Origin of the sequence: Streptomyces sp. NPDC050617 (assembly GCF_040654795.1) — a bacterium.
In the GTDB taxonomy this organism is placed as follows: Bacteria; Actinomycetota; Actinomycetes; order Streptomycetales; family Streptomycetaceae; genus Streptomyces.
In genome coordinates this window covers 125669-142176 of the sequence record NZ_JBFAIS010000002.1, presented here as the reverse complement: position 1 = coordinate 142176, position 16508 = coordinate 125669, and the positions used below count along the sequence as shown (strand labels likewise).

At 75.5% G+C, this 16508-nt stretch carries 4 protein-coding genes (1 of these 4 cut by a window edge); all 4 read right to left on the bottom strand.

Features of this window, described 5'->3' with window-relative positions; all coding sequences use genetic code 11:
- Window positions 1-36: 36 nt before the first annotated feature.
- Window positions 37-981: a TauD/TfdA family dioxygenase gene (locus AB0I49_RS03185; RefSeq protein WP_363225076.1), complete on the bottom strand. Its 945-nt coding sequence runs from the start codon at window positions 979-981 to the stop codon at window positions 37-39.
- Window positions 978-2303: an MFS transporter gene (locus AB0I49_RS03180; protein WP_363225075.1), complete on the bottom strand. Its 1326-nt coding sequence runs from the start codon at window positions 2301-2303 to the stop codon at window positions 978-980. Before AB0I49_RS03180 ends, AB0I49_RS03185 begins: the two co-directional genes overlap by 4 nt.
- Complete coding sequence (locus AB0I49_RS03175) at window positions 2300-3247, bottom strand: ornithine carbamoyltransferase (RefSeq protein ID WP_363225074.1); 948 nt, start codon at window positions 3245-3247, stop codon at window positions 2300-2302. The genes AB0I49_RS03180 and AB0I49_RS03175 overlap by 4 nt, the downstream gene beginning before the upstream one ends.
- 107 nt (window positions 3248-3354) lie before the next feature.
- Window positions 3355-16508: the 3' portion of a non-ribosomal peptide synthase/polyketide synthase gene (locus AB0I49_RS03170; protein WP_363225073.1), read on the bottom strand. Its footprint extends 10879 nt past the window's final position; only the last 13154 of its 24033 coding nucleotides appear in the window; its start codon lies off the right edge, out of view — the gene reads right to left on this strand; it ends in the stop codon at window positions 3355-3357.

Genomic DNA, 16508 nt, shown 5'->3' with positions numbered 1-16508 from the left:
CAGGCCGTGCCGGAGCCGTAGCGGTAAGCCTCGCCCTCAGTCCGACATGGCCACCAGCACCCGCCGCGGCCCCGTGTAGGGGCGGCGGCCGTGGGCCGCCAGGACGTTGTCCACGAGGAGGAGGTCGCCTTCGCGCCAGGGGACGTCCACGGCCGAGGCCAGGCCGCGGTCGCGGGCCTGGAGCACGTAGGCGTCGGGGATGGGAGAGCCGTCGGCGAAGGTGACGGACTGGGGGAGCTCCTCCGGGGGGAGGAGGCGGGCCAGGTCGGCCGCGGTCCCCTCGCCGAGGGAGGCGGGGTGCCACTGGTCGGCCTGGTTGAACCAGACGCGGTCGCCGGTGACGGGGTGTTCGACCGTGGCGGGGCGGAGCCGGCTGACGCGGAGGCCGCCGTCGGGGCGCCACGTCCAGTCGGCGCCCGCCGCGTCCAGGACGGCGTCCACCTCGTCGCGGTCCTCCGTCTCGAAGGTGCTCTGCCAGCTCTTGCCCAGGCCCTGGCCGCCGTGGAGGTTCTGCGCGTAGCGCACGCCCGGTGCGAACGCCTCCCGGACCTCGGGGTCGAGGGAGTCCAGCCAGTGGGCGCCGTCGAGCACCGGGGTCGCCCCGCCCGTCTCCGGCGCCCGTTCGCAGAAGAAGCACAGCCGCGAGGGCCAGCGGTCCGCGTACGAGAGCTCGTTGTGCATGGAGATCGTGAACTGGGCCGGGTACTCCGTGGAGGTGTACACGTTGTCGCCGACCTTGGTGCGCGGGGAGTTCCCGTGCACGTACGCGAGCCGCCCCGGCACCAGGAGTTCCAGCACCGGCGTCAGGGTCCGCGGCGTCACCCCGAAGCCGCGGAAGACCAGCGCCTTGTGGTCGAGCAGCAGCCGGCCGGTCAGGTCGGTGTCGCTGAGGTGGTCGAGGAGCCCCTCGGGGGTCGGCGGCGCGTCGGCCGTCGCCGGGTCGATCTCCAGCGGCGCCCAGGCTCTCCCGGTCGTCGTCATGTCGCGTTCCTCTCCAGTGCGTTGTCGGTTGGGCCGGGCGGCCCCGGGCCGTCGGCGGCGTCGGCTGCCGCGGGGTCCTCGTCGGCCGGGGCGCGGGCGACCGCGGGCAGCAGGAACGAGAGCAGCGCGATCACGGCCATCGCGGCGGAGATCCCCAGCACCGTGCGGCTCGCTCCGAACGTGTCCAGGGCCGCGCCGCCCGCCAGCATCCCCAGCGAGTTGGCGCCCTGCCCCAGTACGCCCATGACGGAGCTGACCCGGCCCTGGAGCCCGTCGGGGGTGATCCGCACCTGGTAGACGCCGCCCGCCACGTTCGAGACGCCGCCGATGTGCGCGGCCAGCGCGAACAGCAGCCCGATCAGCACCGGGCGTTGCGTGAAGGCGACCAGCGGCATCATGACCGCCCACCCCGCCATGCAGCCGATCACCAGCGTCCGCAGGTTCGCCCGGCGCATCCACCAGGCCCCGGACAGCGCGCCCAGCATTCCGCCGACGCCGCTGACGGCCGTGATCACGCCGATGTCGGCGGCCGAGCCGCCCGACTCGTGGATGATCACCATGGGGACCAGCGAGAGGCCCTGGAAGAGCAGGTTGCTGCCGCTGATCAGGATCATGACGGTGCGGAGGAACGGCTGCCGCCACGTCCAGGCCAGGCCCTCTGTGATCTCCTTCGTCAGCTTGCGCGGGGGCGCGGCGTCCGGCGGGCCGGGACTCGGGGCGTCCTGGAAGTTCTTGCGGATCAGCAGCAGCGAGACCAGCGACATCGCGTGCGCCAGCGCCGCCGCCGAGAACGGCGACCAGCGGGCCGCCGCGTACAGGAAGCTGCCCGCCGGCACCCCCAGCAGCCCCGCGGCCTGCCCCCGCGCCTCGTTGGCGCCGAGCGCCTGCGGCAGCTGGCCGGGCGGTACGAGGTGGCGCACCCCGGCCCGTTCGGCCAGCCGGTAGAAGATCGCCAGGCTGCCCTGGACGAAGGCCGCGGCCATCAGGTGCGGCAGCAGGACATGCCCCGTGAGGACGGCCGCGGCGACGCTCGCCGTGGCCAGCAGGCACCCCAGGTCGCACAGGATCATCAGCCGCCGCCGGTCGAACCGGTCGACGAGCGCCCCGGCGTGCAGCTGCACCACGAGGCTGGGCAGCATCGCCGCGAACCCCACGAGCCCGGCGGCCGTCGCCGAACCGCTCTGCCACAGCACCAGCAGCGGGTAGGCGATGCCGCTGACGCGGGCGCCGAGCAGGGTCGCCCCGGCGCCCGTCCACAGGAGGACGTAGTCGCGGTTGCGGCGCAGCGGCGGCCGCGGGTCCCGGTCGGCGTCCGCCGTCACGCGGTGCCGCCGCGCGGGCCGAGGCGGCACCACTCCAGTACCGCCATCGCCGAGTACATCTTGTTCGCGGCCTGCTCGAAGGCGATGCTCGCCGGGCCGTCCAGGACGTCCGCGTCGACCTCCTCGCCGCGGTGCGCGGGCAGGTCGTGCAGGAACACGGCCTTGGGCGAGGTCCGCCACAGGCCGCGCGTCACGCGGAACGGCTCGAACCGCTCCCGCCAGTCCTCGTCCGGCTTGGTGAAGCCGGTGGTCTGCCAGCGGGTGGTGTAGACGGCGTCGAAGTCCGGGGGCAGTCCGGCCATGTCGTGCCGCTCCACGACGCGCGTCCCGGTCCGCGCCGCCGTGGCCAGGGCCCGTTCGCGGGCGCCCGCGTCGAGCCCGTAGCCGGGCGGGGTGCGCAGCTCCAGATGGCAGCCGGGGTACCGGGCCAGGGCCAGGGCCAGCGCGTTCGCGGTGTTGTTGCCCTCGCCGACGTACAGCACGCGCAGCCCCTCCACGCGCCCGAAACGCTGCCGCAGGGTGGTGAGGTCGGTGAGCGCCTGGGTGGGGTGCTCGACGGCGCCCATCGCGTTGACGACGGGCAGCCGGCCGCCGCCGGACAGGGCGTGGAAGTCCTCGTCGGGCCCGCTGATGCGGGCCACCAGGACGTCCAGCATCCGGGCCATGACGCGGCCGGTGTCCTCCACGGTCTCCCCGGTGTTGGTCTGGAGGTCCGCCGGCCCGTACGTCACGATGTGCGCGCCGAGGCGCAGCGCACCGGCCGAGAAGGCGGTACGGGTGCGGGTGGAGGTCTTCTGGAAGTAGACGCCGGCCACACAGTCGGCCAGCGGCCGTTCGCCGGCGCCCGCGCCGGAGGCGAAGTGGACGCCGCGCTCGACGATGGAGCGCAGGTCGTCGTCGGTGAGGTCGTCGATCGACAGGAGACGGCGTACGGGCCGGTCCATGGTGTCCCGTCCTTTCGGGTCGGTCCGTGCTGGGGGTGTTCGGCGGAGGCGAGGGCTCTGGGGGCGGCGGAGGCGGGGTCTCCGCGGGCGGCCGGCCGCCCGCGGCCTCAGTCCTGGGCGTCCGGGTTGACCTGTCCGCGCTCCCAGAGCCGGGTCATCTCGCCCCGCTCCGCCCACGCGCGTTCGTCGCGCACCGACGCCAGTACGCGCTTGATGACCTCGCGCCCGGACTCGGCGTTGGTCATGACCACCACACCGGTGCCGGCGGCGAGCTGGCTGAGCATCGCCGAGCGGTAGCCGTCGGTGCGCCCGGTGTGGCCGTGGTCCAGGTCGCCGCCGGACTCGTCGACGATGCTGCCCATGCCGTAGAACCGGCTCGGTTCGGCGACGGTCAGCATCCGCCGCGCCAGGTCGCGGGTCAGCACCTCGGAGTGCAGGCCGCGGTGGGCCCGGCGGATCTCGACGGCGACCTTGGCGAGGTCGGCGGGGGTGGTCCACAGGCCGGCGGCGGCCAGGTCGGGGGAGGCGGTCCAGCCGTCGGCGAGCGGCACGCCGTGCTCGTCGTGGCCGAGGGCGACCGGCCGGCCCGCGGTCTCCGGGTGCTCGGGCCGGTAGCTGCTGGCCGTCATCCCGAGGGGGTCGAGGACCAACTGCCGGGCGAGTTCCGGGAACGGCGTGCCGGTGACGTCCTCCATGAGCTGCTGGAGGACCGTATAGGCCACGTTGTTCTTGAGGAACACCGTGCCCGGCTCCGCGTCGAGGCGTACGGGCGGCGTCTTCGCGGGCCGCCTGCCGTGCAGCACGTCGGCGGCGGTGGGCAGCGGCTCGCCGCGTCGGTAGCCGTGGTCGGCGAGGTCGGTCGGCGGGTGGTTGACGGCCGCGCTGAAGCGCAGCAGCCCGGCCGCCGTGACGGGGGTCCGCGAGCGGGGCGCCTGCCAGGACGTCAGGTACTCGTTGACGTCCGTGTCGAGGTCGATGAGCCCGTCCCGCGCCAGCCGCAGGACCGCCAGTGCCGACACGTGCTTGCTGATGGAACCGGCGGGGAACAGCGTCCGCCCGGTGAGCGGCTCCCCGCCGTCCGCGCTCAGCAGCCCGTACGAGCGCACCTCCGCGATCTCCCCGTCCCGGATCACCGCGACGCCCGCGCCGGGCACGCGGTGGCGCGCCATCTCCTCCTCGGGGGAGGGGAGTTCGGCGGGCGCGCCGCCCGTCAGGACCTGGAGGCCGAGCCGGTCCTGGTGGGTCATGACCAGCCGCAGCGCCGCCGCGAGGTCCGCCGGGTCGGCGTCGGCCGGTCCGTCTGCGGCCGGTCCGTCTGCGGGCGATCCGGCCGCGGGCGGTTCGGGGCGTACGGGCGTGACGGCCGCGGCCAGTTCGCCGAGCGTCTCGCTCTCGTACAGGGTGCGCAGCGACACGGTCAGCCCGGCCTTGCGGGCCGCGGTGATCAGCGGCAGCACCATGATCGAGTCGCCGCCCAGGGCGAAGAAGCTGTCGCCCGTGCCGACCCTCGGCACGCCGAGGGCCTCCGCCCAGATCGCCGCGAGGGTCTTCTCCGTGGCCGTGCGCGGCGCGCTGTACGGCACGCCGGCCGGCTGCTGCCCGGTGGAACCGGGCGCGGGCAGCGCCTTGCGGTCGGTCTTGCCGGAGGAGGCGAGGGGCAGGGCGTCGAGGGTGACGTAGGCGGCGGGGATCATGTAGGCGGGGAGGGTGCGGCGCAGGTGCGCGGTCAGCTCCTCGGCCCGCGGGCGGTCCGCCCCCGGCTCCTCCGGCACGGTGTAGGCGACCAGCCGGCGCTCGCCTGGCCGGTCCTCGCGGGCCAGTACGGCGGCGTCGCGGACGCCCGGTGCGAGCAGCAGCGCGGCCTCGACCTCGCCGAGTTCGACGCGGTAGCCGCGGATCTTCACCTGGTCGTCGCGGCGGCCCAGGAAGTCCAGGGCGCCGTCCGGGCGGAACCGGGCGAGGTCGCCGGTGCGGTAGAGGCGCGCGCCGGGCTCGGCGGAGTAGGGGTGCGGCACGAACTTCTCGGCGGTCAGCGCGGGACGGCCGTGGTAGCCGCGGGCGAGCCCCGCGCCGCCCAGGAGGAGTTCGCCGGGCACCCCGACCGGTACGGGCTGGAGCTCGGCGTCCAGGACGTACGCCTCCATCGCGGTGATGGGGCGGCCGATCGGCACCGGCCGGGAGGCGTCCGTGGTGTCGGTGACGTCGTGCACGACGCAGCCCACCACGGCCTCCGTCGGCCCGTACTCGTTGACGACGCGCGCGCCGGGGAAGACGCGCCGCCAGCGGGCCGCCATCTCCGGGTGGGTCTCCTCGCCGCCGACGACGAAGGTGCGGACCGACGCGCGGGGGGCCGCGTCCGCGCCGGGGCCGAGCTCGGCGCAGACCAGGTCGAGATGGGCCGGGGTGATCTTCACGAGGGAGAAGTCCCGTTCGCCGCCGAGGAGTTCCGGCAGCTCCTCGCGGGCCGCGCCGCCCGGCAGCATGGTCACGCTCCGGCCGCCGATCAGCGGCAGCAGGAAGCTGGGCACGGCCAGGTCGAAGGCGAAGGAGCCGAACATCGGCGCGCCGTCGCGGCCGTCCATGCCGTAGTGGCCCAGCGCCCAGTCCAGGTAGTTGGCGAGCCCGCCGTGGGTGACGAGGACGCCCTTGGGACGGCCGGTGGAGCCGGAGGTGTAGATCGTGTACGCGAGGTCGTCGGGGCCCGCCGCCGCCTCGGGGTCCGTGGCGGGGCGGGCGGCGACGGCCGCGGCGTCCGCGCCGTCGGGGCGGACCAGCCGGGCCGCCGTTTCGGGCACGGCCCCCGCCGGTTCGCCGGGGACGACGAGGACGGGCGCCGCGGAGTCGGCGAGCTGGTGGGCGAGGCGCTCGGCGGGCTGTTCGGGGTCGAGCGGCAGATACCCGGCGCCGGCCTTGAGCACGCCGAGCAGCGCCACCAGTGTCCGCGGCCCGCGCTCGGTCAGCACCGCCACCACGTCGCCGCGCGACACCCCGAGGGCGAGCAGATGGTGCGCGAACCGGTTGGCGTCGGCGTCGAGCCGCCCGTACGTCATGGCCGGCGCGCCGTCCGCGCCGTCCGCGCCGTCCGCACCGGCCGCGGCCGTCTCGACGGCGACGGCGTCCGGCGTACGGGCCGCCTGCTCGGCGATGCGCTGGTGCACGGGCGCGGGCACGGGGCCGACGGCTGCCGGGCCGCGGGCGCCCGGCTCTCCCGCTGCCCCCTCCGTCCCCATGCTCCCGGCGCTCCAGGAGAGCAGCGCCCGGCGTTCGTCCGGCGGCAGGTACGCCGCCAGCGCGTCGCCGTCCAGGTCCCGGGCCATCGACTCCAGCACCAGCCGGTACATGGCGGCGACCTGCTCGGCGCGTTCCCGGCTCATGACGTGGGAGTTGGTCAGGAGGCCGAGTTCGCCGGCCATGGTGGTGACGGCCAGGGCGAATTCCGTGCCGCCCTCGCGGATGCTGCTGCCGATGTCCATGAGGTCGCGGTCGATCTGGCGGAAGTCGAGGTAGTTGAAGAACACGTCGACGACGCGCCGCCCGCCCGCGAGGCGCTGCACTTCGGGCAGCGGGAAGCGGCGGTGCGGCCACAGCTCCAGTTCCCGGTCGAAGGTCCGGGAGATCAACTCGCGCCAGGTGCGGGCCCCGCGCCGGTGGGCGATGGGCAGCGTGTTGAGGTACATGCCGTACACGCGCTCCGCGCCCGGCGCCTCGGGCCGGGAGTCGCAGACCAGCCCGGTGTGGAAGTCCGACTCCTCGGTCAGCTGGCTCATGACCTTCAGGTGCGCGGCCAGCAGCACGCTCTTGACCGACACGTCGGCCTCCGCCGCCACGGCGCGCAGCCGGTCCTGGAGGTCGTGCAGCGAGAGCGTGACGGAGAACGGGCGCGCCGGGGTCCGCGGGTCGCCGCCCCACGCGGCGGGGAGCGTGAACGGGGCGTAGTCCCGTACGACGCCCTGCCAGTAGGAGCGGTCCTCGGCGGAGGCCACCGACGCGTGCTCGGCGGCGATGAAGTCGGCGAAGCGCACGAGCGGCCGCTCGGGCTCCTTTGGCACGCCGCCGTCGCGGACCGTCGCGTAGGCGGTGAGCAGCTCCATCCACAGGTTGTAGTGGCCCCAGCCCTCGATGACGGTGTGGTTGAGGCTGAGGAACATCCGCCAGCCGAAGTCGCTTTGCGCCATCGCGAGCCGCACCAGCGGGGCCGTGCGGACGTCGAAGAGGTCCGCCTGCTCCGCCGTGCTGATCTCCGCGACGCGGCGGTCCACCTCGCCCCGCGCCAGGCCCGTCAGATCGTGCAGCCGGACGGTCATCTCGGCGCTCTCGTGGACGAGTTGCAGCGGAACCGAGTACGTGTCCAGGTCGATGGAGGTCCGCAGGGACTCGTGCCGGGCCACCACCAGCCGGGCCGCCTCGCGCATGGCGGGCAGCGAGAAGGGGCGCCCGTCGTGGATGTCGAAGGAGGTGGTGTTGTGGTAGTTGTTCGCGCCCGACTCGGCGAGCAGCTCGACGAGCATGCCCGTCTGGAGCTGCGAGAGCGGGTAGGCGTCGGTGACGCCGGCGGGGAGCAGCGCCCGGTCCTCGGGGCCGATCAGCGCGAACGGCTCGACGTAGCGCAGCGCCCGCCCGGCGCGGCCGGCGGTGACCGCCGCCAGCCGGGCCACCGTGCGGTGCTCGAAGACCTCGCTGACCGCGACGTCGTATCCGGCCGCGCGCAACGCCCCGACCAGGGACACCGCGCGGATCGAGTCGCCGCCGAGGTCGAAGAAGCTGTCGTCGGCGCCGACCCGCTCCCGGCCCAGCACTTCGGCCCACACCGCGGCGATCCGCTCCTCGTCGGGGGTGCGCGGGGCTGTGCCGGCGCCGCCCGACGCGAAGGCCGCGTCCCCCGGTACGGGCAGGGCGCGGGCGTCGAGCTTGCCGTTGGGCGTCAGCGGGATGCGCTCCACCGGCACGTACGCGGCTGGGACCATGTACGCGGGCAGCGCGCGCGACAGGCGCTCGCGCAGCGCGGCGGGTTCGGGGGCGCTGCCGTCCGCGGGGACCACGTAGGCGGCCAGCTGTGCGGAGCCCGGCGTGTCCTCGCGCAGCAGCACCGTCGCGGCGGCGACCGCCGGGTCGGCGAGGAGCGCGGCCTCGATCTCCCCCGGCTCGATGCGGAAGCCGCGCAGCTTGATCTGGCCGTCCGCGCGGCCGACGAAGTCGAGCGTGCCGTCGGGCAGCCATCGGACGGTGTCGCCGGTGCGGTACATCCGCTCGCCGGGCGGGCCGTACGGGTCCGGTACGAAGCGGCTCGCGGTCAGGGCGGCGCGGCCGAGGTAGCCGCGCGCCAGGCCCGGCCCGGCCACGCACAGTTCACCGGGCACGCCGCCGGGGACCATCCGCAGGTCGGCGTCGAGCACGTACAGGCGGGAGTGGTCGACGGGGCCGCCGATGGGCACGGACGGCGCGTCGTCGGCCAGCGCCGTGACGCGGTGGACGGCGGAGAGCGTGGTGTTCTCCGTCGGCCCGTAGCAGTTGACCAGGGCGCCGGGCGCGCCCGCGCGCAGCAGGGCCCGTACGGTCGCGGCGTCCGCGGCCTCGCCGCCGAACAGGACGGTCCGTACGGTCGCGAGGGCGTGTGGCGCGGCGCGCACCACATGGTTGAGCAGCGACGTCGTCAGGAACAGCACGGTGACGCCGCGCGTGCGCAGGGCGTCGGCCAGCGACGAGGCGTCGAGGACGGTGTCCCGGTCCAGGACCTCCAGCCGGGCGCCGTTCAGCAGCGCGCCCCAGATCTCCAGGGTGGCGGCGTCGAACGACGGGCTCGCGGCGTGCGCCACGACGTCGCCGGGGCCCGCGCCGGGCCAGGCCGTGCCGTGGACGAGCCGCACGACGCCGCGGTGCGGGATCATCGTGCCCTTCGGGGCGCCGGTGGAGCCGGAGGTGTACATCACGTACGCCAGCTCGTCCGGGTGCGGGGCGTGCGCGGTGAACCCGGTGTCCGCGGGGGCGCCGTCCGCGTCCCCGCGCGCTCCCAGGGCGATCCGCGGGCCGTCCCACTCGGGCAGGGCGCCGGCCGGGTCGTCCGCCGACAGCAGCACCGCCGCCCCCGAGTCCGCGAGCATGAAGGCCAGCCGCGCCGCCGGGTAGGAGGGGTCCAGCGGCAGATAGGCCGCGCCGGACTTCAGTACGGCCAGCAGGGCGAGCGGCAGTACGGGCGACCGGTCGAGGCAGACGGCGACCACGGCCCCCGGCCCGGCCCCGGCCGCGCGCAGCCGGCCCGCCAGCGCGTCGGAACGGGCGTCCAACTCCCCGTAGCTCATGGCGAGTTCGGGTGCTGAGACGGCCACGGCTTCCGGGGTTCGCGCCGCCTGTGCCGCGAACACGTCCAGCACCGAGCGCGTCACGGGCGCGTTCGACGCGGCGGCGCCCCACGCCCGCAGCTCCTCCTCCTCGCCGGGCGGCAGCGCGGCAATGGCGCGGCCGTTGGGGTCGGCGGCCATCGCCTCGACGACCGAGCGGTACACGGCCGCCAGCCGGTCCGCCGCCCGGCGGCCGAGGACCCCGGTGTGGGTGGCCAGACTGATATGGCCGCCGAGCGTCGTGACGATCAGCGAGAACTCCGTCGAGCCGTCGCCGGTGCTCGCCCCGACGTCCACCAGGTCCGTGTCGACCTGCTTGTAGTCCTGGTAGTTGAAGGCGATCTCCACGAGCCGCCGGCGGCCCGCCTGGCGCTGGATCGCGGGCAGCGGGAACCGCCGGTGCGGCCACAGCGCGGCCTCCCGCTCGTACACCTCCCGCACCAGCTCCCGCCAGGTGCGCTCGCGCCGGTCGAAGGCGAACGGCACCGTGTTCAGATGCATGCCCAGGACCCGTTCGGCGCCCAGCGCCTCCGGGCGGGCGTCCATGGCCAGGCCCCCGCTGAACGCCGTGTCCCCCGTGAGCCGCCCGAGCACCGTCAGGTGCGCGGCGTGCAGCACCGCCTTCATCGAGGCGCGCGCGTCGCGGGCCAGCTCCCGCAGCCGGGGCTCGACGTCCGCGAACGCCACCCGCACCAGGAACGGCTCCGGCTCCGCCGCGCCGTCGCCCCACCCCTCGGGCAGCCGCACCGGCTCGTACCCGGAGGTGACGCCCCGCCAGTACGCCTGGTCGTCGGCCGACTCCAGCGCCTCCAGTTCGGCGGCCACGAAGTCCGCGTACCGCACGGCCGGCCGCTCCGGCTCGGCCGGCCGCCGGCCGTCCCGTAGCGCCTGGTAGATCTCCAGCAGCTCCGCGAGGAGCGAGTGGTGGCTCCAGCCCTCGGTGATCGCGTGGTTCTGCGCCAGCCCGAGCCACCAGCCGCCCTCGTCGCCCACCAGCGCCGATACGCGCAGCAGCGAGGGCCGGGCGATGTCGGCGGGCGCGGAGCGCTGCTCCGCGACGAAGTCCCGTACGGCCCGGTCGCGGGCCTCCGCGTCGGCCGCGCGGGCGGCGTCCAGGCGGCGCACCGTCACCGGCATGGCGGTCTCGGCGTGCACGAGTTGCAGGGGAACGGAGTAGCCGGCGAGTTCGAAGCCGGTGCGCAGCACTTCGTGGCGGGCCGCCAGGATGCCCGCGGCCCGCTCCAGGGCATCGGCGTCGAAGGGCGAACTGTCGTTGATGCGGAAGGCGTTGACGTTCTGGTACTTGTTTCCGCCCGCCTCGGCGAGCATCTCGACGAGGATGCCGAGCTGCCCCTGCGAGACGGGGTACGCGTCGGTGAGCCCGGCGGGCAGCGCGGCCCGGTCCTCGGGCGTCAGCAGGGCGAAGGGCTCGACGGCCCGCCGCGGCCCGGCCGCCGCGCCCCGGCCGCCCGCCGCCGCGACCAGCCCGGCCACCGTACGGGCGTCGAACACGTCCCGTACGGACACGTCGAACCCGGCCGCGCGCAACGCCCCCACCAGGGACACCGCGCTGATGGAGTCGCCGCCCACGTCGAAGAAGCTGTCCTCGACGCCGACCCGCTCCAGGCCCAGCACGCCGCCCCAGATCGCCGCGGCCCGCTCCTCGTCGGGGGTGCGCGGCGCGGTGTACGGGCGGTCGGCGGCGAGCGCCGCCCAGTCGGGCGCGGGCAGCGCCCGCAGGTCCACCTTGGTGTTGGCGGTCAGCGGTATCCGCTCCAGGGCGACGAACGCCGAGGGGACCATGTACTCGGGCAGCCGCTCCCGGCAGTGCCCGGCCAACTCGGCGGCCGACGGCAGCCCCGCCGCCCGCTGCCCGTCCGTCCGCTGCCCGTCCGGCCGTAGCCCGTCCGTCCGCTGCCCGGACGCTTCGCGCGGCACCGCGTACGCCACGAGCCGGGGGTCGCCCGGCGCGGACGTGTCCGCCACGACGACGGCCTCGCGGACCGCCGGGTGCGCCGCCAACACGGCCTGGATCTCGCCCAGTTCGATGCGGTAGCCGCGGATCTTCACCTGGTCGTCGGCGCGGCCGACGAAGTCCAGGCCGCCGTCCGGCAGCACCCGCACCAGGTCGCCGGTGCGGTACAGCCGGGACCCGGGCGGCCCGTACGGGTCGGGCACGAAGCTCGCGGCGGTCAGCGCCGGGCGGCGGGCGTACCCGCGGGCCAGCGCGGGCCCGCCCAGGCACAGTTCGCCGGCCACCCCGACCGGCGCCAGGCCGCCGTCGCGGTCCAGGACCAGCGCGCGGGCGTCGGACAGCGGCAGGCCCAGCGGGATGCCCGCCGGGTTCGCCAGGTCGGCGGCGGTGACGCGGTGGTGGGTGATCTGCACGGTGGTCTCGGTCGGCCCGTACACATTGATCAGCTCGGGCCCGTCCGCGCCGAACCGCGCCGTCCACGGCGCGAGCCACGCCCCGGTGTGCTTCTCGCCGCCGAAGAAGACGGTGCGCAGCGCCAGCCGGTCCACGCGCGGATCGTCCCGCTCGACGGCGGCGACGATGCCCCGGAACGCGGACGGCGAACTCTCCATCACCGTCACCTGCTCCTCGACCAGCAGGTCGAGGAGCGCGTCGGGGTCGCGGGCGACGTCGGCCGGTACGACCACCACGCTGCCGCCGCGCAGCAGCGGCGCCCACAGCTCCATCACGGAGACGTCGAAGGCGTACGAGTGCTTCATCGCCCACACCTGCCCGCCGTCCAGGGCGAGCCGCTCCTCGGTGGCGCGCAGCAGCCGGGCGACGTTGGCGTGGGTCACGCCGACGCCCTTGGGGCGGCCGGTGGAGCCGGAGGTGTAGATGACGTACGCGAGGTTGTCGGGGTGGACGGCCGGCGGCTCCGGGTCGGGCGCGTCCCCGGCGGGGGCCGCCGCGTCGCCGTCCACGAGGACCAGCGGCCCGTCGTACCCCGTCCCCGCGAGCTCCGCGTTCGCGGCGTCCGTGACGATGGCGCGGGGCGAGAGGTCCTCGGTCATGAACGCCAGCCGGGCGGCGGGCTGCTCCCGGTCCATCGGCAGGTACGCGGCGCCGGACTTGACGACGCCGAGCAGCGCCGGGACCAGGTCGGGCCCGCGGTCGAGGCAGACCCCGACGACGTCCTCCGGGCCGACGCCCAGGGCCCGCAGCCGGCGGGCGAGGGCGGTGGCGCGCGCGTCCAGCTCGGCGTAGGTGAGGCGGACGCCGCCCGCGACGACCGCGACCGCGCCGGGCGCGGCGGCGGCCCGCGCCTCGAACGCCGCGTGCAGCGTCCCGGTCACCGGCTCGGCGGGGGAGCGCGCGGGCAGGAGGACGCGCAGGTCGGCTTCGGGCAGGCGGGCGGCGCGGGCGTCGCCGTCCGGGTCGGCGGCCATGGCCTCCAGGACCAGCCGGTACATCTCCGCGATCCGCCCGGCGTCGGCCCGGCTGAGGTGGCGGGTGTCGGTGCGCAGCCCGAGGTAGCCGTCGCGGGAGATCACGGCGAGCGGGAACTCGGTGGCCCCCGCGCCGAAGCTCGCGCCCTCGTCGACCCGCTCGGTGTCCACCTGGTGGAAGTCCAGATAGTTGAAGATCACGTCGATGAGCCGCCGCCCGTCGGCCTCCCGCTGGATGGCGGGCAGCGGGTAGCGGCGGTGCGGCCACAGCCCGGCCTCGCGGTCGAAGACCTGGGCGACGAGGCCGCGCCAGGTGGCGGCCGTACGGTCGTACGCGAACGGCACCGTGTTGAGATGCATCCCCGCCACCCGCTCCGCGCCCCGGATCTCGGGCCGGGTGTCGAAGGCCAGGCCGGTGAAGAACCGCTCCTCGTCGGTGAGTTGGGACAGCACTTTGAGATGCGCGGCGAGCACGACGCTCTTGAGGGAGGCCCCGGCGCCGGCCGCCAGGGCGCGGAGCCCGTCGGCCAGGTCGTGCAGCGGTACGTGCACCTGGACGGGTTCGTACGCACCGTCGGCGGCCCGCGCGTCGGCGCTGCCCCAGCCGGCGGGCAGGGCGAAGGGCGCGTACGCGTCGACGACGCCGCGCCAGTGCGCGCGGTCGTCCTCGTCGGCGAGGGAGGCCAGCTCGCCCGCGATGAAGTCCGCGTAGCGGGCGGCGGGCTCGTGGGCCTCCTCGCGGAGGTCTCCGCAGTCGGTCAACTCCCGGTACAGGGCGAGGAGTTCCGTCATTAGGGAGTGGTAGCTCCAGCCCTCCAGGATCGGGTGCGCGTGCGTGAGCACCAGCCACCAGGCGGCGTCGCTCTCCACGACGGCCCGGGCCCGGAACAGCGGCGGCCGGGACCGGTCGAAGGGCGCGCCGCTCTCCGCCGCGTTCACCTCGCGCAGCGCGGCCGTGAACGCCTCCCCGTCGAGATGGGTGAGGTCGGTGGTGGTGACGGGGCTGGGAGCGGTGGCGTGGACGAGCTGGAGGGGCTGGGAGCAGCCGGTGAGGTCGAAGCCGGTGCGGAGGATCTCGTGGCGGGCGGTGAGGGCGTCGGCGGCCTTCTGGAGTGCCGCCGGGTCCAGCGGCCGGCGGTCGCGGACGCGGAAGGCGTCGACGTTGTGGTAAATGGCCCGGTCGGGGTCGAGGTCCATTTCGATGAGCATGCCGAGCTGGACCTGGGAGACGGGATAGGCGTCGGTGACGTGGCCGGGCAGCCCGGCCCGGTCCTCGGCGGAGATCAGGGCGAACGGCTCGGTGAAGGACTCGGCGGCGACCGGCGCGGCCTGGGCCCCCACATGGGCGGCCAGTTCGGCGACCGTACGGTGCTCGAAGACGTCCTGCACCGCGACCTGGAAGCCCGCGTCCCGGATCGTCGAGACGAGGACGATGGCGCGGATGGAGTCGCCGCCCAGGTCGAAGAAGCTGTCGTGGACGCCGACCCGCTGCACGCCGAGCGCGGTGGCCCAGGCGTCCGCGATGCGGGCCTCGGCCTCCGTGCGCGGGGCCGTGTACAGATCGTCCGCCGCCGGGCGGGGCGCGGGCAGCGCGGCGCGGTCGAGCTTCCCCGCGGTGTTCAGGGGCCAGGCGTCGAGCGTGACGTACACGCCCGGAACCATGTAGTCCGGGAGCGTGCCGCGCAGCTCGTCGCGGAGCTCGGCGGCCCGCACCTCGGCCCCCTCAACCGGGATGACGTACGCGGCGAGCCACGCGTCGCCGTTCTCCTCGACGCGCGGGACGACGGCGGCGTCCCGGACCCCCGCCGCGCCCAGCAGCGCCGACTCGATCTCGCCCAGCTCGATGCGGTAGCCCCGGATCTTGACCTGCGCGTCGGTGCGGCCGAGGAATTCGATCGAGCCGTCCGCGAGCCGTCGCGCGAGGTCGCCGGTGCGGTAGAGCCGGGAGCCCGCGGGCCCGTACGGGTTCGGGGCGAAGCTCCGGGCGGTGAGGTCGGGACGGCGGTGGTAGCCGTGCGCCAACCCGGCGCCCGCGATGCACAGTTCGCCGATCACGCCGAGGGGCACGAGGTCCAGGTGCGGGTCGAGGATGTGGAGCTGGGTGTTGTCGATGGGCCCGCCGATGGAGACGGCGGCGGGCTCGGCCGGCACGTCCCAGGCAGCCGACCAGATGGTGGTCTCCGTCGGCCCGTACACGTTCACGACCCGCCCGGCGGCGGCGCGCAGCTCGCGCGCCAGCTCCGGGGGCAGCGCCTCGCCGCCCACCAGGACCGTCCGGCCCGAGGGCCGGAAACCCGTGCTGAGCAGCAGCTTCCACCCCGAGGGCGTCGCCTGGACATGGCTGACGCCGTGCCGCATGACGAGCGCCGCCAGAGCCTCGGAGTCCTTGGCCCCGGCGTCGCCCGCGAGCACCACGCGATGCCCTCCGGCGAGCGGGAGATAGAGCTCCAGGCCGGAGATGTCGAAGGAGACGGAGGTGGCCGCGAGCCACGTCTCGTCGCCCGCCGCGGAGTGCCCGAGCGTGCGGCGCATGCCGGCGAGGAGGTTGCCGAGGGCGTGGTGCGGGATGCGGACGCCCTTGGGGCGGCCGGTGGAGCCGGAGGTGTAGAGGACGTACGCGACGGAGTCCGGGTCCGTGGCGGGCCAGGTCCCGGTGGCGGGGCGCCCGTCGATGGCGGCGGCGTCCCGGTCCAGCAGCACGGAGGGCCCGCCGTAGGCCCCGGCGATCCCTTCGGGACGCGCGGCCGACGAGGTGACGAGGGTCCGTACGCCCGCGTCGGCGAGGGTCCGGCCGAGGCGCGGCGCGGGGTGCGCGGGGTCCAGCGGCAGATAGGCCGCGCCCGCCTTCTGCACCGCGATGAGCGCCGCCAGGAGATCCGGGGTGCGCTCCAGCAGCACGCCGACGACGTCCCCGGCGCGTACGCCCGAGGCCCGCAGGTGGTGGGCGATCCGCGTGGACCGCGCGTCGAGCTCCGCGTAGGTCAGCGCGGCGCCGCTCGTACGGCCCGCGCCGCCGTCGCCGGTCACCGCCACGGCGTCCGGGTGCGCGGCGACGTTCGCGGCGAACGCCTCCGGGAAGCAGACCGGCGGCGTCCGCGTCGCCGTGTCGTTCCCGCCCGAGACGACCAGCGCCTCCTCCTCGGCCGGCAGCAGCACGGCACGCGCGTCGCCGTCCGGGTCGGCGGCCATCGCTTCCAGGACCAGCCGGTACATCGCCGCGATCCGGTCCGTGTTCTCCCGGCTCAGGGCGGTCGCGTCGGCGGTCAGGACGAGGTGCCCGGCCACCGTCGAGACGGCGAGCGGGAACTGCGACACGGCGTGCCCGAGCCCCGCCCCCACGTCGATGACGTCCGTATCGACCTGGTGGAAGTTCTGGTACGTGAACAGGGTGTCGACGACGGGCTGCCCGCCCGCCAGCCGCTGGATGGCGGGCAGCGGGTAGCGGCGGTGCGGCCACAGCGCGGCCTCGCGGCCGAAGACCTGGGCCACGAGGTCCCGCCAGGTCGCGGCCGTGCGGTCGTGCG

Excerpts from the sequence above, each read along its gene's own strand:
- AB0I49_RS03185 (WP_363225076.1), bottom strand. The coding sequence starts at position 981 with ATGACGACGACCGGGAGAGCCTGGGCGCCGCTGGAGATCGACCCGGCG.
- AB0I49_RS03175 (WP_363225074.1), bottom strand. The coding sequence starts at position 3,247 with ATGGACCGGCCCGTACGCCGTCTCCTGTCGATCGACGACCTCACCGAC.